This is a genomic window from Couchioplanes caeruleus, assembly GCF_003751945.1.
GTDB lineage: Bacteria > Actinomycetota > Actinomycetes > Mycobacteriales > Micromonosporaceae > Actinoplanes > Actinoplanes caeruleus.
In genome coordinates, this window is the sequence record NZ_RJKL01000001.1 from 2,612,070 (window position 1) to 2,632,346 (window position 20,277).

Here is a 20,277-nt window from a genome sequence, read left to right on the forward strand (position 1 = left end):
TACGGTTGCCTGCCCTCAGACACGAGCCTCGACGGCCTGCCGGATCAGCGGCGTACTCGCCGTGCGACAACCCGGCCGACCCGGACATGATCCACAAAGGTCGGTGCCATCGCCAGGTGCCGATGCTCCTTCCCTTGGTGAGCTGCTCGGACGGAAATCCGACAGCAACGCGACAGCCAGGAGAAGAGGGCGCGATCGGTGCATCAAATGCACACTCGGACAGGCATTCGACATGTCACACGAGCTCTGTGCCCGGGTTCGACGGCCGCCGCCGGCATGCCGCTTCACCCTCTCGAGCGAGGGGTCGTGCCGGGACCTGCGGCTCGGCCGGATGCGGGCGCTACGGCCTGGGGACGGCACCGCCGGGCCGTGTGCCACGGGACCGTTCTGTGCCCGTACTCATCGCGGGAAAGGCTGCCCGGCAGCGACCCGGAACCCTACGGCCGATGCCGGACACCCACCCCGCCGCCGCCCCGCACGGTCCGGGGCGCAACCGGATCGCCCTCGCGGGTCAGCGGCGGACTTCTCAGACAGAGGCCAGTTCGGCCTCCACGGGGACCCAGGCCGACGTGGCCGCCGACCGCTCCACCGCGTCCAGCACGAGCTGCACTTGCAGAGCATCCGCGAAGGACGGCGCCGGGTCCTCGCCCGCCGCGATGGCCGCGATGAGGTCTCGCGCCTCGTGGGTGAAGGAATGCTCGTAGCCGATCGGATGTCCGGCCGGCCACCAGGCCGCCATGTAGGGATGGTCCGGTTCGGTCACGAGGATGCGGGTGAAGCCCTGCTCGTCGGACGGCGCCGTGGCGTCGTAGAACTCCAGTTCGTTCATCCGCTCGAAGTCGAACGCCACGGAGCCGAGGGAGCCGTTGAGCTCGACGCGCAGGCCGTTCTTGCGGCCCGTGGCGAAGCGGGTCGCCTCGTAGGTGGCGATCGCCCCACCGTCGAGCCGGGCCAGGAAGAGCGCCGCGTCGTCCACGGTGACCTCGCCCGATCCGGCGTGGCCGTTGCCGGTGGCGGACAGTCCGGCCGCTTCGGTGGGCAAGGGCCGCTCGCGGACGAAGGTCTCGGTCAGGGCGCTCACGCCGGTGATCCGGGCGCCGGTCACGTACTGGGTGAGGTCGACGATGTGTGCGCCGATGTCGCCCAGCGCCCCGGAGCCCGCCACGTCCCGGCGTAGGCGCCAGACCAGCGGGAACTCGGGGTCGACGATCCAGTCCTGGAGGTACACGGCGCGGATGTGGCGCACCGTGCCGATCCGGCCCGCGGCGACGAGGCGGCGCATCAGGGCGACTGCCGGCACGCGCCGGTAGTTGAAGCCGCACATCGTCCGTACGCCGCGGGTCTGGGCGGCCGCCGCGGCCTCGGCCATCTCGCGGGCCTCGGCCACCGAGTTGGCCAGGGGCTTCTCGCAGAGCACATGCTTGCCGGCGGCGAGCGCCGCCAGGGCTATCTCCGCGTGGGTGTCGCCCGGCGTGCAGATGTCCACCAGATCGATGTCGTCACGCGCCACCACCTTACGCCAGTCGGTGGCGTGCGCCTCCCAGCCGAGCGTGGCGGCCGCGGCCGCGACCCGGTCCTCGTCACGGCCGCAGACCACCGACATCCGCGCCTGCAGCGGTAGGTCGAACGCGTGGTTGACGGTGCGCCACGCCTGTGAGTGCGCGGCGCCCATGAACGCGTGACCGACCATGCCGACCCGCAGCTGCTCCATGAGTTCTCCCTATGACGAAGTGGACGAACCGCTCAGAACCCGAGCTTGGCGTAGCGCGCCGCGTTCTCCTTGGTGATCGTCTCCGAGGCCAGGGTGATCTCCTTCGGCACCTGCAGCTCCACCAGGTCGGCCATGCCCTTGCCCTGGCCGATCAGCCGGGCGAGCGAGATCGCCGAGGAGGCCATCGAGGGGCTGTAGGTCACCGTCGCCTTGAGGACGGTCTGATCGGCCGCGATCGCGTCGATGGCCGCCTTCGAGCCGGCGCCGCCGACCATGATGAACTCCTTACGGCCCGCCTGGTTGATCGCCGCGAGGACACCGATGCCCTGGTCGTCATCGTGGTTCCAGAGAGCGTCCACCTTGGGCAGCGCCTGCAACAGGTCGGTCGCGGCCCGCTGGCCTCCGTCGGCGGTGAAGTCCGCGGGCCGCCGGTTGGCCACCTTGAAGCCGAAGCCCGCGAGGGCCGCGGTGAAACCGGCCGAGCGCTCCTGGGTCAGCTCCAGCGAGTCGACCCCGGGAATCTCACCGATGATCGGGTTGGCCACGCCCTTGGCCCTCATCTGCTCCCCGATGTACGTGCCCGCGGCGACTCCCATCCCGAAGTTGTCGCCCTTGATCTGCACCCGGTACGCGGCCCGGTCCGGAAATGCGCGGTCCAGGTTGACCACCGGAATACCGGCCCGCATGGCCTCCAGGCCCACCGCGTTCAGCTCCTTGCCGTCGTGCGGCAGCATCACGATCACGTGCGGCTTCTGCGCGATCAGCGTGGCCAGCGCCGCGCGCTGGGCCGCGGCGTCCGTGCTCGCGGCCACCGCCTTGAACTCCACGTCGGTGTAGGCGCTCGCCTGCGCCTTGGCGTTGTTGGTGATGGCGGCGAGCCAGCCATGGTCGGCCGCCGGAGCGGAGAAGCCGACGACCACCTTCTGACCCGGTGCGGCGTTCGGGTTCGCCTTCTCGTCGTTGGTCTTGACCTGGGTGTTCTCCTGCGGTGTGTTGCTGGTGCAGCCGGTGATGAGGGCGCCGGCGCCTACCGCGGCGCCACCGAAGAGGATGCGGCGGCGAGAGAGGTGAGACATGTCTTTCTCCAGGGGTGACCGGGCGGCCGTCGCCGGTCGCCGCGGGGTGGGGGTTCGGTCGGTTCGGGGTACGACCCAGGAGACTCAGTTCGGGGTACGACCCAGGAGATGGGTGAGGGATCGGTAGCGGAACTGCTGGACCAGGACGGCCGCGACGATGATGCCGCCCTTGACCATGTTCTGGGCCTCGGTGGAAAGGTTGTTGATCGCGAAGAGGTTGGTGATGGTGGAGAACACCAGCACGCCGAAGAGAGCGCCGACGATGGTGCCGCGGCCGCCGCTGAGCAGCGTGCCACCGATGATCGCCGCGGCGATGGCGTCGAGTTCGTACAGGTTCGCCATCGCGGCCTGCGCGCTGGTCGCCTGGGCGGTCAGCATGATCGCCGCGATGCCGCAGCAGAGTCCGGACAGGGCGTACAGCAGCAGGGTGTGGAACTTGACATTGATGCCGGCCAGGCGGGTCGCCTCCGGATTGCCGCCGACGGCCACCGTACGGCGGCCGAACGTGGTGCGGTTGAGCAGGACCCAGCCGGCCGCCACCACGACCCCGAGGATGACGACCAGCAGCGGGATGCCGAGAATCTTCGTGGTGGCGATGTTGTTGATGGTCGCGTTGGCGGAGACCTGCGTCTGCTTCCCGGAGATCTGCGCCGCCAGGCCGCGGGCCGCGACCATCATCGCCAGGGTCGCGATGAAGGGCACGAGTTTCCCGTACGAGATCAGCACACCGTTGACCAGTCCGACCACGACGCCGACCACGATGGCGGTGAAGATCATCCCGGCGGCGCCGTAGCTCTGGGTGGCGAGCGTGGTGGACCAGACGCCGGCGATCGCGATGATCGCGCCGACCGAGAGGTCGATGCCACCCCCGATGATCACGAATGTCATGCCGACGGTCACGACGCCGATGGCGGAGGCCTGCTGCAGGATCGTGAAGGTGTTGTTCCTGAACCAGGTGGCGTCGCCGTACAGTTCGGGCCGGGTGACGATTCCGATGATCACCAGGATGACCAGGACGCCGACCAGGCCGATGTTGCGGCGTACGGGTTCCGCACCGTCGCTCTTCCACCAGCTTCCCCGCGGCGGAGCCGGGGCGCCGCTCACGGTCTTCGGCTCGACCGGCGGGGACTGCGCCGGCACGCCGGGGCGGGTGCCTTGATCCGTCATGCTGTGCCCTCCTCTGGCGTGCCTTCCTGGCCCGCGCCGGCACGGTCGTGGGCCGCTTCCGGCGGGCGTCGCTCGGTGCACTCGGTCACGCCGCCTCCCCCTCCATGAGGGACCCCGCCATGACGAGGTCCAGGACGGTCGCTTCGTCGATCTCGCCGGCGGGCGCCTCGTGGATGAGGTGACCCTCGCGCATGACCAGCACCCGGTCGGCGAGACCGAGCACCTCGGGCACCTCACTGGAGACCAGCAGCACGCCCACGCCGCCGGCCGCGAGGTCGTGGATCACCTGGTAGAGCTCCGCCCGGGCGCCGACGTCCACGCCGCGGGTCGGCTCGTCGAGCAGCAGCAGCCTGGTGCCGCCGAGCAGCCACCGCCCCACGACGACCTTCTGCTGGTTGCCGCCGGAGAGCGTGCGTACCGCCCGCTCGATGTCGCGGGGACGCAACTCCAGCAGGTCGGCGGTCTGCGCGGCGGCGGCCCGTTCCCTGCCGGTCCGGGTGAAGCCGCCGCGGGCGTAGCCGGCGAAGGACGACAGTGTCATGTTGCGGTAGATCGGCTCGTCTAGCAGCAGCGCCTGGCTCTTGCGCTCCTCGGGCGCCATGCCCATGCCGTTCCTGACAGCGGCACCGATCGACGAGATCCGTCTGCCGTGGAGAGTGACCGTGCCGCGGTCCGCGCGGCGCGCTCCGAAGATCGTCTCCAGCAGCTCGGAGCGGCCCGAGCCCACCAGCCCGGCGATACCGACGATCTCGCCCGCCCGGACGGTGAGCGACGCGTCCGCGAACTCGCCCTCGCGGGTCAGCCCGTCGACCTCGAGCAGCGGCGGGGCGCTCTTCGCGTCGCGCTGCGGCTCTGGGCCGGCCTTCACGTCGCGCTGCGACGCCGGGCCGGTCTCCGCGTCGCGCTGCGGCTCCGGGCCGGTCTCCGCGTCGCGCTGCGGCTCCGGGCCGGTCTCCGCGTCGCGCTGCGGCTCCGGGCCGGTCTCCGCGTCGCGCTGCGGGAAGACGTACTCGATCGTGCGGCCGGTCATCCGGCTGACCAGCTCGCTGGTCGGGGTGTCGCGGGCCGGCAGGTTGGCGGCGGTGGTCCGGCCGTCCTTGAGGACGGTGACCCGGTCGCCGATGTCGCGGATCTCCTCGAGCCGGTGCGAGATGTAGATGACCGCGATCCCGTGCGACGTCAGCTCCCGGATGATCCGGAACAGGTTCTCCACCTCGTCGTGGGCGAGCACGGCACTGGGCTCGTCCATGACGATCAGCCGGGCATCGTGCGACAGGGCACGCGCCATGCTGACGATCTGCTTTCCCGCCGCCGGCAGCGAGCGGACCAGTCGGCGGGGCGGGATCTGCGGGTGGCCGAGCCGGGACAAGATCTCCCGCGTCCGGGCGGCCGTGGACCGCCGCCGCAGGAATCCCCCGCGGCTCTGCTCGTGGCCCAGGAACGCGTTCTCCGCCACCGACAGGTCGTCGACGAGGTCGAGCTCCTGGTAGATCGTGGCGATCGCGGCGCGCATCGCGGCCTGCGGCGTGGCCGGGGCGAACGGCTCGCCGAGCCAGGTGATGGAGCCCTCGTCGGCGTGGTGCACGCCCGCCAGGATCTTGATCAGTGTGGACTTGCCGGCGCCGTTCTGCCCCAGCAGGCAGTGCACCTCTCCGGCGCGGACCTCCAGCTCGACGCCGTCGAGGGCGCGGACGCCAGGGAAGGTCTTGACCACGCCCTCCAGCCGCAGCACGACCTCTCCGGCGCTCACGGGGGCGCTCATGACGCCTGCTCGAAGGCGGTGTCGCTGGCCAGGACCGCGGCACCCGTGACGCCCGCGCGGGCGCCCAGCTCGCTGAGCACCACCGGCAGGTTGCCGGTCGCGAGCGGCAGCGAGCGCCGGTAGACCACGCTGCGGATCTCGGCGAGCAGGATGTGACCAAGCTGTGCGAGGCCGCCACCGATGACGATCATCGACGGGTTCGCGAAGCTGACCAGCGTGGCGAGGGTCGCCCCGAGCCGGCGCCCGCCGTCGCGGATGAGCCGGATGCAGGTGACGTCCCCTTCTGCGGCGCCGTCGGCGACGTCGCGCGCGCCAAGTTCACCGTGGACGGTGAGGCGCTCGGCCAGGGCCGGCGACTCCCCGCTGCGGGCGGCGGCCAGTGCGTCACGGGACAGCGCCGCGCCGCTGAACAGCGCCTCGAGGCAGCCCGCGTTGCCGCAGGAACACACCGGACCGTGCGCATCGACCTGGATGTGGCCGATGTCGCCGGCGCAGCCGTCCACGCCCCGGTAGACGCCGCCGCCGAGGTGGATGCCGCAGCCGATGCCCGTACCGATCTTGACGAAGAGGAAGTCGTCGACGGAGTGCGCGACGCCGCCGTGCCGCTCGCCGATGGCCATGATGTTGACGTCGTTGTCCACCACGGCCGGGCAGCCGTGCTCGCGGGTGAGCAGCTCCCGCACCGGATAGCGGTCCCATCCCGGCATGATCGGCGGCGAGACGGGCACGCCGTCGCGGAAGCTCACCGGCCCCGGCACGCCGATGCCCACCCCGTCGAGCCGCTCGTAGGCGCCGTCGGTGCGCGCCTTGGCCAGCAGTTCGTTGACCCGGTGCAGGATCACCTTGGGCCCGCTGCGGATGTCGGCGCCCTCCCGGTACGCCGCCACGGGCTCGAGCCGCCCGTTGGTCACCTCGATGTCGATGGAGCTGGCGCCGAGATCGACGGCGGCGAACCGCAACCGGGGGTGCAGCTCGACCAGGGTGGAGCGGCGGCCGCCGCGCGAGGCGGCCATCCCTGCCTCGGCGATGTAGCCCGCCGCGACCAGGCGCTCGACCTCGGCGAGCAGGCGAGGCCGGGTCAGATCGAGCCGGTCACCGAGCTCGGCGCGCGAAACGGGCCCTTCGTCCCGCAGCAGGCGGAGCAGGCGCAGATGGGGGGCGTCGACGACATGCACGGGCAACCTCCGGACCGTCCCCACCGCCGAGACACGGACGGTGTCACGCCCGTCACACTAGGGCCCTTCCGGCACAGGAGTCCATACCTTCTCGTTGATCACCACAAACTTTTGTCGCTGGAGTCAAAAGTTGCCTCAGCTCGGGCGCCGGCCGGTGGCCCACCCCGCGCCATGGTGCGGGGCGAGGTGGGCTGCCGTCACCGGCCCGGTCAGGCCACGATCCACGGGGTGCAACGCCAGGTGCTGGCGCCGAAGGTCGTGCATGCCCGGAACCGGTCGTCGTCCACGATGCTGTTCGGCAGGGTGCCGGTGTCGCGGTACCCCTCGAAGCCGCCGTACGTGCTCGTACAGGCCACCGGTGCCGTCGGCCGTCAAGGATGCAGTGTGTCCGCTCGTGGGGGCCAGTGCGGCCTTACGGCCGGCCCGGTCCATCGAGACGATCCGTGCTCCGTCGGCTGCGGCGATCTTGCCCTGACAGGGCACCGCCGTGGTGAGCTGGCCGGGAACCTCGACCAGTGCGGTGATTTTCCGGCTGCCGGTGTCGACGAGATGTATGCGTTTCATCAGCTTCGTTCCTGAAGGAGGATGCCGTTCGCGACCGACATCGGGCACGGCGACATGGCATGAACCTGCGGAAACGGCACAACCGACGCACGCGGGCTCGCGGGCGCCACGATCGGGCGGTTACGTCTGTTAGGTGGGCAGACTCGACTCACCGACTCCGTCGGCCACAGAAGGCTCGCGGTCCGCGGAGAACGGCTACGCGGTCACCCTGCGACCAGCGCCGGATCGGCGAGCGAACCCTGATCTTGGGAAATTCCGACGGGGTCATTCCTCCCGCACGGAGCCGCACGCAGGACGGCCGCGGCGCCCTTGCGGGCACCGCGGCCGTCGGTGGTCGACTGCGGGGTTATGACGTACTCAGGCCCTTCTCGCTGCCCTTCTTCAGCTTGCGGTCGTCGCGCAGTTGCAGGAACGGCTCGTCGTCCGGCGAGTGCCCGGCCGCGATGGCCCGCCCGCGCTCCAACTCGGCGTCCAGCTCGGCCCCGAGCATGATGGCGATGTTGGAGATCCAGAGCCACACCAGGAAGGCGATGACACCGCCGAGCGTCCCGTACGTCTTGTTGTAGTTGGCGAAGTTGGCCAGGTAGATCGCGAACGCGGCGGAGGCGGCCACCCAGACCAGCACGGCGAAGACGCCGCCGGGGCTCACCCAGCGGAAACCGCCGGTCTTGGCGTTCGGCGAGGCCCAGTAGAGGATCGCGAACATCAGGCTGACGATGACGACGAGCACCGGCCACTTGGCGATGTTCCAGGTGGTGACGGCCGCCTCGCCGAGGCCGATCTTGTCGCCGACCACGCGGGCCAGGTCGCCGGTGAAGACGACGATGAAGGCCGAGAGCACGAGCATCACGCCGATGACCGCGGTGACCCCGAGGCGGATCGGCAGCGTCTTCCAGATCGGCCGGCCCTCGGGCACGTCGTAGATGGAGTTCGACGCCCGCATGAAGGCGCCGATGTAGCCGGAGGCGGACCAGAACGCGGCCGCGATACCGATGATCGCGGCGAGACCCGCCGTGCCCGGGTCCTGCACCTGGGTGAGCACCTGGCCGACCAGGGTCTGGATCTGCTCGCTGGGCGCGACCTCCTGCACGGTCTCCTGCACCGTCCGCTGGCCGTCGCTGCTGAGCATGCCCAGGATCGACACGAGCACCAGCGCGCCAGGGAAGATCGACAGCACCCCGTAGTAGGTGAGCGCGGCCGCCCAGTCGGTGACGTTGTCCTGGGAGAACTGCTTGAAGGTCCGCTTGAGGGCCCCCAGGACGCCCTTGCCCTTGAGCTCGGCGGGGCTGTCCGGTCCGGCGTCCGGGCTCGGCGCGGAGAGGTCGGTATCCCGGTCGTCCGCGGTCCGGGAGGTGGCCGCGGCGTCGAGATCGAGCCGCTTGCCCCGGGCGTCGGCCGTGTCCCGTGCCCCGGCGGCTTTCGCCTCCGCGGCGTTGCCGGGGGCGGTCGTGCCACGGTTCGCCGCCTCCTCGTGGTGGGCGGGCTCGTTGTCGTGGCCGTGCTCGTGCGATGTGTCGCCGGCCTTGCCAAGAAGTCTCATCGCCGGGATACCTCCAGGGCGCTACGCGTCGTCTGCGCGTCGCGTTCCGCTCCCGCTCGGCTCATCCGCCGGCCGGGCGATTCGCGACCTGACCTGGAGATGCCCTGGACATCGCTGCTTTAACCACCTTCTTCACACGGCGTGCTCACCGGATGCCGTCGCGGAAGCGACGACGCTCCGCGATCTGGACCCGCGGGTCCAGGCAGAGCCGGTCGCGGCCGCCGCTTTTCGCCTCGTAGAGGGCCTCGTCCGCACGGGCCAGCACCCCGCTCTGCGTGTCCCCGGCGGTGACCGCGGTGACGCCGATGCTCACCGTGACCGGCAGCTCCCCGGTGACCGGCTCCCAGGGATGGCCGGAGATCGCCTGGCGCAGATCCTCCATGCGCAGCGCCGCACCTGCGACGTCGACGCCCGTGACGACCAGCAGGAACTCCTCGCCGCCGAGCCGGGCGGCGAACCCGGCCGGGCCGGCATCCGTACGGCCGATCATCGCCGCCACGTCCGTCAGGACCCGGTCGCCGGTCTCGTGCGAGAGCGTGTCGTTGACGCGTTTGAAGTGGTCGAGGTCGATCAGGGCCACCGTTACCGGCGAGCCGTCGCCCGTGGCCTTCTCCAGCAGGGCAGGCAGGCGCTCGTCGACGTACCGGCGGTTGTGCAGGCCGGTCAGCGGGTCGCGCCGCGCCTGGTCGCGGAACCACTCCGCCTGGCGGCGAGCCTCGTCGACCTCGAAGAGCGCCTGGCGGTTGCGGGCCTGAGCCTCCCGCTGCGCCGACTGCAACCGCTTCTCCGCGGTGTGGAACCGGTGCATCGTGGCGTACGCGCGGGCGAAGTCGCCGGCCGCGGCCTGGATCTCGGCCTGCTCGAACAGGGCCTGGACCTCGTTGAACCGCAGCGCGTGCCGGCCGCACAGCGCCTGGACGCGGTCGATCGTCTGTTGCGCGTCGTAGAGTTCACCGCGCAGCCGCTGCACGAAGGCGAGCGTCAGCAGCAGGTCGGCCTCGGCGTCGGCCTCCTGCGCGTTCTCGTCCAGGTACGCCCGCAGCGCCGCCCGCGCCGCCCGCTCGGCCGCGTCGAGGTCACCGAGCAGCGCCTCGACCCGGGCGACGGTGTCCAGCGCGGAGAAGTCCAGCGGCCGGCCGTGCTCCTCGCCGGCGGCGCGCAGGCGTTCCAGGACGCGCCGGGCCATGGGCAGGTTGCCGCGGTCGTACTCGGCATACGCATAGTTGTTGAGGGCCATCAACTGGCGGCGGGCGTTGCCGTGCTCCGCCGCGGTCAGGATCGCCTGCTCGTAGCGGTCGCGGGCGGACGGCATCGAGCCGGTCTCGGCGTACGCGTCGGCCAGCTTGATCAGGCACGCGATCCGCCCGGAGACGGGAGTGGTAGCGTCAAGCGCGTCGACGCATTGGATCATGTGTTCGAGATTCGCCGCGAGATCGCCCATGGCGTGGTAGAGCCGGGCCAGCACCCGGTGCGACCGCGACTGTACGCGCATGCAGCCGCTCACCTGCGCCCACTCGAGCACCTCGACGATCATCTTCGCCGCGGACGCCAGCTCGCCGCGCCGCTCGACCATGTCGGCCTGCAGCAACCGGGCCCGCCAGCGCAGCTCGGTCTCCCCCGCCTCGTCCGCCGCCCGCTCGATCATCAGGGCGGTGGCCTGGGCCTCGGCCACGTCGAAGTCGGCGAGATCCTCGTACTCGTCCACGACCTGCGTCATCCGGGCCGCGTCCAGGGGCACCTCGGTGCCCGCCCGCGTCATCATGACCATGGCGACTCCCGGCATCCGTCACGCCGCGGTCGGCTCCGCGGCCTGCGGGAGGGTTTGCTCCCGATCTTCCGATCGGCGCGAGCAGGGCAAACCTGCGGAGAGTCAGCCGGTCACTTGCAGAGCAGTTTCTCCATCCGGCGTCCTGCGACGGCCAGGCCGAGGGCGACCACCACCAGCAGATAGACCACGTCGAGAAGCTGGATCCAGCCCACTCCCCCGGTCGTGATCGCGCGGATCAGGTCGACCGAGCGATACAGCGGCGTGACCTCCACCAGCCAGCGCAGGATCGACGGATACGCCTCGGCCGGTACGAAAGTCCCCGAGAAGAGGAAGAGCGCGAACTGGGCGGAGGCGACGAGGTCGAAGTCCTGCCAGCTCCGCATGAACGTGGACAGCGCCATGCCCGCGGCGCCGAAGGCGAAGCCGACCAGCACCGCGCCCGCGAAGGCGGCCAGGGCCCGCGCCGGCGTGGTGAGCTCCATGACCACCATGACCACCAGGAACGCCGCCGCGTAGATGTTGCCGCGCAGCATCGCCCAGGCGAGCTCCCCCATGGCGATCTCGATGGGGCGGACGGGAGTGGCCAGCATCCCGTCGTACAGCTTCATGAATTTCATCTTGCCGAAGAAGTTGAAGGTCGTCTCCGCCAGCGCTCCGGTCATGGCCGAGGAGGCCAGCATGGCCGGCGCCACGAACGCGGCGTAGCCGACGACCCGGCCGTCCGGCAGCGTCAGGTCGCCGACGAGGGTGCCGACGCCGACCCCGATCGAGAACAGATAGAGGATCGGCTCGAGAAACCCCGACGCCATGACCAGCCAGTACGCGCTGCGCAGCGTCGCCACGTTGCGCTCGACGACGGACCCCGAGCGGCGGCCGGCACCCTCGAAGGAGACGAGTCGCGGCAGGACCAGGGTGACCACGGTGAACCCCTCAGCGCATCCGGGACGAACGACAGGACATCTCAGACCACCAGCCGGCGGCCGAACTGGCGCAGGGCGAGCAGCCACCCCGCCACCGCCCACAGCCCCAGGTAGAGCAGGTGGCCGAGCACCGGCCAGGCCGGTGCGGTGCCCAGCGTCGCCGCGCGGCTGAGATCGACGCCGTGCCAGAGCGGCAGCGCGTATGCGATCCAGCGCAACGGGTCGGGCAGCGACTCGACCGGGAAGAAGACGCCGGAGAACAGCGACATCGGTATGACGCCGAGCCGGAACAGGATGGCCAGATAGCTGTCGCTGCGGATGGTCGACGAGTACGCGAAGGTCGGCGTCGACACCGACAGCCCGACGAGCGCGGCGACCGGCAGCGTGGCCAGCGCCCACCAGGAGTGCATGGTGCCGAAGGCCGCGGCGATCACCAGGAAGGCGGCGCAGCTCGTCAGGGTGCGGAAGACGATGAAGAGCAGGTGGCCGTCGAGGATGTCCGAGACCCGCAGCGGCGCCGCCGCCTGGCCGAAGTAGTTGCGCTGCCACTCGAAGCCGCCCAGCACCGGCCAGGTGGAGTCCCCGATCGCGATCTGCATGGCGGTGGAGGCGATCAGGCCGGGAACCATCCAGTCGAGATAGGGCACCCCCTCGACGCCGCCAGTGACGTATGCGCCGACCCCCACGCCGAAGCCGAGCATCGTCAGCAGCGGCAGCACGAACGACGAGAGCACGCTCGAGCGCCAGATCCGGCGGTAGCTGACCAGGTGATATTCCAGCACATACCACGTCATGTCAGTCCACCAGCGTTTCAAGTGACAAAGAAGCCGGATGGCCCTGGCTACATTCTCACACCGAGCCCAAGCGAGGCAGCGGTCGTGCGAGAAGCCGCCGATCTCTCTTGACGACTGGCATCGCTTGACCGCGTTGGTCCGGAGCAGACACACCGTGGGTGAGGGCAGTGACACCGGACCTCGCCGACGCTCAGCTCGCCTACTGTCCGTGAGCGCCCTGGGCTGGCCCCTCGCCGGCCCGACCGCGACCGAAGCGGCATAGCATCACGGGCCGCGTACGGCATAGAGGTCGCCGGCTGACGGCGGGCCCACCAGAGCACGCCACTCCGCGTAGCCGGTCCGCGATACGCAACTCGACGCGTCTGATGCTCTAGATCCGAAAGTCCCGCGCAACCTGGATAGCACCTGATCAGCAGGGCCACTCTCTGAGCTGAATCTGTAGCCCGAGTACACATACGGAGCCGGGCTGCGGGTCGAACATCGCGCTAGAGACCGCAGGTGCGCTAGACGACGCTACCGCGGGCACGCCGGATGAAGCTGCCGCTGCAGTCGCCGGCGAACTTGCCCAAGCGAGCGTGGCCGCCAGCATCAATCCTCCGAAGTTCCGACAGTGCGCTTGAACTGCATAGTTCCTCCATTGTGGGCAGTGGTCGGACAGGTGGAATGTACGAGCATGGACACCAGGGTGCAAGGGTCTTGGACCAGCAAACTTCGATGCCATCCATCCACATGCACTGATTCAATCTCGCATCACTGCATCGTCCACTCACATCGCCTACACCCGAAAGGAGGACCGTTGGCACGCGGCACCATGCACGCCCCCAAGCCCGACGAGCAGCGTCGCCGCCGCAACGCCCCGACGCACGGCGAGACGGTCCTCCCCCGGGACAACGAACTCCGCGGCCCCGAGCTGGCCGAGCTCTCATCTCGCACCTTCGGCGACGATGTGCTCGCTTGGTACGACGACTGGCGCCGTTCCCCGCAAGCCGCTGTCCACTGGACAGTGAGCAACGGCGGGCACGCCCTGGCTCGCGTGATCCGGCGCAACCTCGCCAAGAGCCGCGACCGGGCGGCCCGCGCGATCGAGACCACGAACGCGCACGCGCCTGGCGAAGACACCGTCGCCGAGCTGTCCTTCCCCTGATCAATGCGAAGGATCTCGGTTCCTCGCGCGGTGACGAGCAACCGAGATCCTCCGACGGTGCGTCCGGTGTCCGGCGGGTCAGGCGACGAACTTGGTAGCGCGTCGCCGGCGCGCCACCACCAGGAAGGCCACGGCGCCCGCGACCACGAGCGCCAGGCCCGCGCTGCCGACGGTCAGCACGTTGGCACCCGTCAGCGCCAGACCCCCACCGGAGCCGGCGTCCGCCTTGCCACCGGCGTTCGCGGTACCGCCGTCCGTGCCGGTGCCGGTGCCGGTGCCGGTGCCCGTGCCGGTCCCGTTACCGGTGCCGTTGCCGGTCCCGGTGCCGGTGCCGGTGCCGGTGCCGGTGCCGGTGCCGGTGCCGGTGCCGGTGCCGTTGTCGGTGCCCGTGCCGGTCCCGGTGTCGGTGCCGGTGCCGGTGCCCGAGCCGTTCGAGCTCTCCGCGATGACGACGATGTCCGCGCGGTCGTCGTCGGCGTTGGCGTCCCTGCCGTGCTCCCGGCCCACGAAGTCGTAATTGACGACCACCTTGGACTTCGTCTCGCCCTTGCGCTCGATCCGGAGGTCGAACTCCCACTCCTGGCTCGTGTTCGGCTTGAGCACGTGGTCCAGGGACGTCGGGAGGCTGCAGTCGTACGCCTCCGAATTCGGCGCCCAGGAGCGCGGGAGGACCTGCCTGCAGTTCTCGGGCGCCTTGACGACCGTCGTCCCCTGCGGCACGTCCACGAAGGTGTTGTCGAACAGGCCGCGGGTACCACCGCCGAAGAAGTTGGCCGCCGCGGGGCCTGTGTTCTGCTGGCCGACCTTCAGCTTGACGGTCTGCCCGACCGCGCCCCGCACGGTCGCGCCGACCGCCTTCAGGTTGACCGGATTGTTACCGGTGATCGTGAATGCCGTGAGGCTGTTGCGGTTGCTGCCAGGGTCCGCGCTCGGCGCACCCACCGGCTCCGACGTGGCCCGCAGGTCGAGCTTGCCGCCCGTGCCGCGCGTCGGATGTTCCTTGCGCCAGGACTCGAGATCCGGTGCCGCCTCCTCGGCGGTGTACCACTTGGCGTGGGTGTACAGCGTGAGCGGCGCCATGGACTCGGCGTCGATGTCGTACTCGACCTGCGGCTGGACCACGTACTGCTTCGCGGGAGCAAGCTCGGTGCCGAACTCGCAGAAGGCAGCACGAGACGCGTAATGGCAGTTGTCGAAGGTCGTGACCGGCTTCATGCCGGGATCCCACGCCAGGAGCACGTAGGTCTTGGCGATGGCCGCGGTGCTCGCATTGCCCACCGCGAGCGCGTCCGCGGCCCTACCGCCCGGCGTGGCCGTGACGGCCGTCGTCGGACCGCCGACGAGTGCCGGCTGGCCCGGAGCGGCCGAAGCCGCGGTCGACGAAGCCGCGACGGCGAGCCCGATGAGCCCGACGGCGCCGAGGCCGCGGATCCACGGCCGGAAACGACTTCTTGCCACGATCTCCCCCATGACTGACTTGATCAACAACCCGCGCAGCATAGAAAACGCCCGCAAGGACCACCACGGCGGGCATCCGGGCTCGGGCGCGTCTCGAAGTAGGTGTGTCGGTCTTCGATAGACGACGAGGTCTCCGGTAGAGGGTTCTACGACCAAGAAGAACCTGAATACCGGAGACCTCGTGGCTACCTTAGCGGTGACGAGGCGGTTCGACCTGACCGACGTGCAGTGGGCACTGTTGGCGGCGTTGCTGCCTGCGCCGAAGCGGTCGGATCGGCCGTCACGATGGACGAAACGGCAGTTGATCGACGGGATCCGCTGGCGAGTACGTACCGGCGCGCCCTGGCGTGATGTACCGGACTGTTACGGCTCGTGGCAGGCGGTCTATGCGTTGTTTCGCCGCTGGCAGCGTGCCGGTCTCTGGGCGCAGATCGTGACGGGGCTGCAGGCCCGTGCGGACACCGTCGGGCTGATCACCTGGGATGTCAGCGTGGACTCCACGATTGCCAGGGCGCATCAGCACGCCGCTGGAGCCCGCATCAGCGGTCAGCGTGAACCGGCCGGCGGCGTCGGGCCCGAGCCGTCCGATCACGCGTTGGGCCGCTCTCGTGGAGGCTGGACCACGAAGCTGCACCTGGCCTGCGAGCAGGGCGGTAAGCCGTTGTCGATGCTGCTCGGCGCGGGATCAAGGCATGCATCCCGAGCAAGACCGACCAGGACGCCCACCGCCTGGCCAAAGGCTCCCGGGGCGGCCGTCCACCCGCCTTCGACCCGCAGATCTACCGGCAACGCCACGCCGTGGAGTGCGGCATCAACCGCCTCAAACGCCACCGCGCCGTCGCCACTCGCTTCGACAAACCTCGCCGCCCGTTACGAAGCCACCCTGCACATCACCGCGATCAACGAGTGGCTACACGCACTTCGAGACGCGCCTAGTCCACCAGCGTCCGTCCGGTGAGGTGCAGGAACACGTCCTCGAGGCTGCTGCGGCGCACCAGGACGCTGGCCGGGCTCAGAGCGCGGCGATGCACCTCGGCGACCGCCTCGTCGCCGTCGCTCACATAGAGCAGGATGCGGTCCGGCAGGATCTCCAGGCGCTCGCCGACCCCGGCGAGCTTGTCGGCGAAGGCCTCCTGGGACTCCACGATGAAGCGCAGCTCGACCACCTCGCGGGTCGAATACCGCTCGATCAGGGCGCGGGGCGAGCCCTCGGCGACGATGCGCCCACCGTCCATCACCACGAGCCGGTCGCAGAGCTGCTCGGCCTCGTCCATGTAGTGGGTGGTCAGGACCAGGGTCACGCCCTGCTGCTTGAGCCGGAACAGGCGCTCCCACACCAGATGTCGGGCCTGCGGGTCGAGGCCGGTGGTGGGCTCGTCGAGCAGCACGAGGTCGGGCTCGTTGACCAGCGCCCGGGCGATGGTGAGCCGGCGCTTCATGCCGCCGGAGAGCGGCTCGACCTTGCTGTCGGCGCGCTCGCTCAACTGCACGAAGTCGAGCAGCTCGTCGGCGCGCCGGCGGGCCACCTTGCGGGGGATGCCGAAGAAGCGGGCATAGGTGGTCAGGTTCTCCCGGACCGTGAGCTCGAGGTCGAGGTTGTCGAGCTGGGGGCAGACCCCGAGGCGGGCCCGGATCGCCGGCCCCTCGTGCAGCGGATCCTTGTCGAGGATGCGCAGGACGCCGCCGGTCGGCGGGGACACGCAGCCGATCATCCGCATGGTGGAGCTCTTGCCCGCGCCGTTGGGACCGAGGAAGCCGAACGCCTCCCCGCGCGCCACGTCGACGTCGATGCCGTCGACGGCGGTGAAGTCACCGAAGCGTTTGACCAGCCCGCGGGCGTGAATGAGGCTCACCCGAGCGACCTTAGTGAAGGGGTCCGACAAAACCGCGCGTTTGCTGAGCCGAGCTTGCGACCGGCTTGAGCCTGCCCGCCGATCGAGGGGAGGTCAGAAGGAACCGGGAAGGAAACACGAAGTGAAACTGTCACGCATGGTCGCCGTCCTGAGCCTGAGCCTGCTCGGCTCCCTGGCCGCCCCGATCTCGGCATCGGCCGCCGTGACACCGCCCGCTCCGGAGGCCCCGCCCACGCCGGTCAACGTGAACAAGAACCGCGCGTACATGAGCCCGATGGAGACGCAGCTCTTCTGGGCACCGGCGCCGAGGGCCACCAGCTACGACGTCACCGTCACCGACGGCACCACGACCAACACGTATTCCGTGCCGAGCTCCGCCTACTACATTGCCATGGGCACCAGCATCAAGCGCTTCACCCTTCGGGTGCCGACGCCGGACAAGTGCACCAGCTACAAGATCACTCTCGCGGCGCGCAACGCAGGGGGCGTGAGCGCGCCGGTCCTCATGACGGAGAAGACGCTGGCCCCGACGATCGTGACCAAGGCCTTCGCCACCCGCGGCTCCGCGCCCACCATCGGCAAGTTCACCATGTCGGCGCCGCACTGGCGGGGCTACCTGGGCGACCCGGTGCGCGGGACGGCCTGGGCGGACGACCCCATGAACGCGACAGGGACGCTGAACGTCAAGATGGACCTGGTCCGGCTGGTGGACAACAAGGTCGTCAACACCGCCTCCTGGGCCGTCGGAAGGTGGAGCACGGGCACCCGGACGCAGAACTTCTTCGGTCTCGAGGCCAAGCGCGCCTACGTGCTGCAGGTCACCATCTCCAACGGCTGGGGTAGCTGTTCCCGCCAGGTGGGCAAGATCCTGCTCCCCCGCCTGCCGTGACGTCCGCCCGGCCCCGCGACCGATCAGGCCGCGGGGCCGGTGAAGCCGTCAGGGACGGCCGAGCCGTGAGAGGCCGGTCATGCCGCCGGTGGGGCGGTCGCCTCCTGCGCCGACGCGACGAGCTGATCCGTGGCCTCGATGATCGGGTCGGCCTCGACCGCCGTCTTGGCGTCGTACCGGACCGCCCAGCTCAGCCCGTCGGCGCCGCTGATCCGCCGCCCGACGACCCGGACGCCGCCGTTCGGCGGCAGCGGGTGGTGCGAGGTGTACGCGACCGAGCGCGTCACCCGGGTGCGCACCTGGTCGGGCAGCTCCCCCGGCTCCAGCAGCAGGAACCCGGCCACCGGGGCGTCCACCAGCACCGTGTATCCGTTGCGCTCCTGAGCCACCTCGGCGGGAGTGATGCGCAGCTCGCGCCCCGACCAGGCGGCCTTGTGGATTTCGTGCCAGCCCAGCCGGCGGCCGTCGGGCAGCCACAGACCCCGGTTGGTGGCGACGAGGACGCCGTCGCCCTCGGTGGCGGCCCACGCGAGGACGCGCTCCTCGTCCTCCAGCGGGGGTCGCTTGTCGGCCGGGAGCTTCGGGACGCGGCGGAAGAGTCTCACAATGCACCTGCTGCCTGGTCGCGGAGAGCGCGGGCGTGCTGTTCCAACGAGAAGAGCTCCCCGGCGAGCGCCAGGTACTCGTCCTTGTGCGCCACCGGGTTGAGGCGCTGCACCTTCGACTTCAAGTCCTTGATGCGGGTGGTCACCGAGCCGACCTGCAGGCGGGCCAGGGTGATCTGCACGTACCGCAGGTCGGCCTCACCGTCGACGAGCAGCGGCTCGACCGCCAGCTCGCCGACCAGCGCCTTGCCGCCCAGGTCCTGGCAGGCGTCGCGGACCGCCTCGATCCACACCGCGCCGCCGGTGGCCGAGGCGGTGCCGCCGGCCGCCGCGACGGCCGCGCGGACGTCGCGCAGGACCGGGTCGCCGTACGCCTCGGCCTCGATCGCGTCGAACATCGGCCCGGCCAGCACCGGCTGTTGCAGGGCCAGCTTCAGCGTCTCCCGCTCGACCTGGCGCTGGGGGCTGTCGGCGGCGCGGCGCTGGGCGACCACCGGAGCCTCCGGTGACAGGGCGGCGGCCACCGCCCGCTGCACCGGCTCCAGGTCCATGCCGAGGTCGCCGGCGAGCTTGCGGGCGTACTCGGGACGCTTCTCCCTGTCCTTGATCTTGGCGACCAGCGGCGCGGCGCGGCGCATGGCCTCGACCCGTCCCTCGACGGTGTCCAGGTCGAAGCGGGCCAGGGTCTGGCGCAGGGCGAAGTCCACGAGCGGTTCCCGCCCGGCGATCATGTCGCGGACGGCGAGGTCGCCCTTGGCCAGGCGCAGCTCGCAGGGGTCCATGTTGTCCGGGCTGACCGCGATGAACGTACGCCCGACGAACCGCTGATCCTCCTCGAACGCCCGCAGCGCCGCCTTCTGCCCGGCCGCGTCCCCGTCGAAGGTGTAGATGATCTCGCCCGTGAAGCTGTCGCTGTCCATCAGCAGCCGGCGCAGCACGCCGATGTGGTCGACGCCGAAGGCCGTGCCGCAGGTCGCCACCGCGGTCGGCTCCCCCGCTTCGTGGCAGGCCATGACGTCGGTGTACCCCTCGACGATGACCGCGCGGCCGCGCTTGGCGATCTCGCGCTTGGCGTTGTCGATGCCGTACAGGACGTGGGACTTCTTGTAGAGCGGGGACTCGGGGGTGTTCAGATACTTCGGCCCGTCATCGTCGGAGAAGAGCTTGCGCGCGCCGAAGCCGATGACGTCGCCGCTCAGGTCGCGGATGGGCCAGAGCAGGCGGCGCCGGAAGCGGTCGATGAGCGAGCCGGACCGGGCCGGCTTGGACAGGCCGCCGGCGGTCAGCTCCTCCGCGGTGAAGCCCTTCTGGCGCAGGTGTTTGGTGAGCAGGTCCCAGCCCTCGGGGGCGTAACCGCAGCCGTACTTCTCGGCGGCTTCCCGGCCGAAGCCTCGCTCGGCGAGGAACTCCCGGGCCTTGCGCGCGCCGGCCCGGCCGAGCTGGTCGGCGTAGAACTCGGCGGCGGCCGCGTGGGCGGCGATCAGGCGCTGCTTCTGGCCGGGCTGCTGGCGGGGCGTGCCGGGCCGCTCGTCCGAGGTGTCGTAGCGGAGCTGGATGCCGGCCCGGCCGGCGAGCCGCTCGAGCGACTCGACGAACGTGAGGTGCTCGGCGTCCATGAGGAACTTGATGGCGTCGCCGCCCGCTCCACACCCGTGGCAGAAGTAGACATTTCGGGCAGGTGACACGGTGAACGAGGGGGTCTTCTCATCGTGGAACGGACAGAGACCCTTGAGGTTGCCGCCGCCCGCCGAGCGCAGTGTCACCGTCTCGCTGATCACGTCCGCGATCGAGGTGCGGTCGCGGACCAGCGCGATGTCCTCGTCTTTGACCCTGCCCGCCACCGCTACATAC

At 70.3% G+C, this 20,277-nt stretch carries 16 protein-coding genes and 1 pseudogene; 3 read left to right on the top strand and 14 right to left on the bottom strand.

Going from position 1 to position 20,277, the window contains the following annotated elements; translation table 11 throughout:
• Positions 1 to 526: 526 nt before the first annotated feature.
• The 10 genes from EDD30_RS11430 to EDD30_RS11475 form a co-directional block, all read right to left on the bottom strand.
• Complete coding sequence (locus EDD30_RS11430) at positions 527 to 1,711, bottom strand: Gfo/Idh/MocA family protein (protein ID WP_071805635.1); 1,185 nt, start codon at positions 1,709 to 1,711, stop codon at positions 527 to 529.
• 32 nt (positions 1,712 to 1,743) lie between these two features.
• Positions 1,744 to 2,787, bottom strand: a complete 1,044-nt coding sequence (locus EDD30_RS11435) for a substrate-binding domain-containing protein (RefSeq protein WP_071805634.1) — start codon at positions 2,785 to 2,787, stop codon at positions 1,744 to 1,746.
• 84 nt (positions 2,788 to 2,871) lie between these two features.
• The gene (locus EDD30_RS11440) at positions 2,872 to 3,954 is read right to left on the bottom strand and encodes an ABC transporter permease (protein ID WP_071805633.1); all 1,083 of its coding nucleotides are present in this window, start codon (positions 3,952 to 3,954) and stop codon (positions 2,872 to 2,874) included.
• A gap of 85 nt (positions 3,955 to 4,039) precedes the next feature.
• Positions 4,040 to 5,716 carry an ATP-binding cassette domain-containing protein gene (locus EDD30_RS40540; protein WP_244945205.1) on the bottom strand — a complete coding sequence of 559 codons (1,677 nt, stop codon included), beginning with the start codon at positions 5,714 to 5,716 and terminating at the stop codon, positions 4,040 to 4,042.
• Positions 5,713 to 6,891 carry an ROK family protein gene (locus EDD30_RS11455; protein WP_071810301.1) on the bottom strand — a complete coding sequence of 393 codons (1,179 nt, stop codon included), beginning with the start codon at positions 6,889 to 6,891 and terminating at the stop codon, positions 5,713 to 5,715. The genes EDD30_RS40540 and EDD30_RS11455 overlap by 4 nt, the downstream gene beginning before the upstream one ends.
• A gap of 209 nt (positions 6,892 to 7,100) precedes the next feature.
• Positions 7,101 to 7,247: a hypothetical protein gene (locus EDD30_RS39015; RefSeq protein WP_170047739.1), complete on the bottom strand. Its 147-nt coding sequence runs from the start codon at positions 7,245 to 7,247 to the stop codon at positions 7,101 to 7,103.
• A 554-nt stretch (positions 7,248 to 7,801) separates the two neighbouring features.
• Complete coding sequence (locus EDD30_RS11460; protein WP_071810300.1) at positions 7,802 to 8,995, bottom strand: YihY/virulence factor BrkB family protein; 1,194 nt, start codon at positions 8,993 to 8,995, stop codon at positions 7,802 to 7,804.
• A gap of 145 nt (positions 8,996 to 9,140) precedes the next feature.
• The gene (locus EDD30_RS11465; protein WP_084558058.1) at positions 9,141 to 10,763 is read right to left on the bottom strand and encodes a GGDEF domain-containing protein; all 1,623 of its coding nucleotides are present in this window, start codon (positions 10,761 to 10,763) and stop codon (positions 9,141 to 9,143) included.
• A gap of 110 nt (positions 10,764 to 10,873) precedes the next feature.
• Complete coding sequence (locus EDD30_RS11470) at positions 10,874 to 11,683, bottom strand: ABC transporter permease (RefSeq protein ID WP_071810299.1); 810 nt, start codon at positions 11,681 to 11,683, stop codon at positions 10,874 to 10,876.
• Between the two features lie 41 nt (positions 11,684 to 11,724).
• A complete protein-coding gene (locus EDD30_RS11475; protein ID WP_071810298.1) occupies positions 11,725 to 12,477 on the bottom strand; it encodes an ABC transporter permease in 753 nt (250 codons plus the stop codon).
• A 796-nt stretch (positions 12,478 to 13,273) separates the two neighbouring features.
• Between EDD30_RS11475 and EDD30_RS11480 the strand changes: the two genes are divergently transcribed.
• Positions 13,274 to 13,621 (top strand): phage terminase small subunit, encoded by a 348-nt coding sequence (locus tag EDD30_RS11480; protein ID WP_123678233.1) that lies wholly within the window; start codon positions 13,274 to 13,276, stop codon positions 13,619 to 13,621.
• Positions 13,622 to 13,699: 78 nt separating this feature from the next.
• Here the strand turns inward: EDD30_RS11480 and EDD30_RS39020 are convergent, their stop codons facing one another.
• Positions 13,700 to 15,109 carry a hypothetical protein gene (locus tag EDD30_RS39020; RefSeq protein ID WP_170208267.1) on the bottom strand — a complete coding sequence of 470 codons (1,410 nt, stop codon included), beginning with the start codon at positions 15,107 to 15,109 and terminating at the stop codon, positions 13,700 to 13,702.
• Between the two features lie 166 nt (positions 15,110 to 15,275).
• Here EDD30_RS39020 and EDD30_RS11490 point away from each other — a divergent pair.
• A pseudogene (locus EDD30_RS11490) lies at positions 15,276 to 16,015 on the top strand (IS5 family transposase).
• Here EDD30_RS11490 and EDD30_RS11495 read toward each other — a convergent pair.
• Positions 16,012 to 16,932, bottom strand: coding sequence for an ABC transporter ATP-binding protein (locus EDD30_RS11495; RefSeq protein WP_071810296.1), 921 nt, complete (start codon positions 16,930 to 16,932; stop codon positions 16,012 to 16,014). The pseudogene EDD30_RS11490 and the gene EDD30_RS11495 overlap by 4 nt on opposite strands.
• Positions 16,933 to 17,053: 121 nt before the next feature.
• Here EDD30_RS11495 and EDD30_RS11500 point away from each other — a divergent pair, with 121 nt between their 5' ends.
• Positions 17,054 to 17,821 carry a hypothetical protein gene (locus EDD30_RS11500; RefSeq protein ID WP_143163081.1) on the top strand — a complete coding sequence of 256 codons (768 nt, stop codon included), beginning with the start codon at positions 17,054 to 17,056 and terminating at the stop codon, positions 17,819 to 17,821.
• A 77-nt stretch (positions 17,822 to 17,898) separates the two neighbouring features.
• On the opposite strand, the gene EDD30_RS11505 is transcribed toward EDD30_RS11500, so the two are convergent.
• The gene (locus EDD30_RS11505) at positions 17,899 to 18,426 is read right to left on the bottom strand and encodes a hypothetical protein (protein ID WP_071810294.1); all 528 of its coding nucleotides are present in this window, start codon (positions 18,424 to 18,426) and stop codon (positions 17,899 to 17,901) included.
• On the bottom strand, positions 18,423 to 20,267 hold the full coding sequence (gene dnaG / locus EDD30_RS11510; RefSeq protein ID WP_071810293.1) for a DNA primase: 1,845 nt from the start codon (positions 20,265 to 20,267) through the stop codon (positions 18,423 to 18,425). The genes EDD30_RS11505 and dnaG overlap by 4 nt, the downstream gene beginning before the upstream one ends.
• Between the last annotated feature and the right edge of the window lie 10 nt (positions 20,268 to 20,277).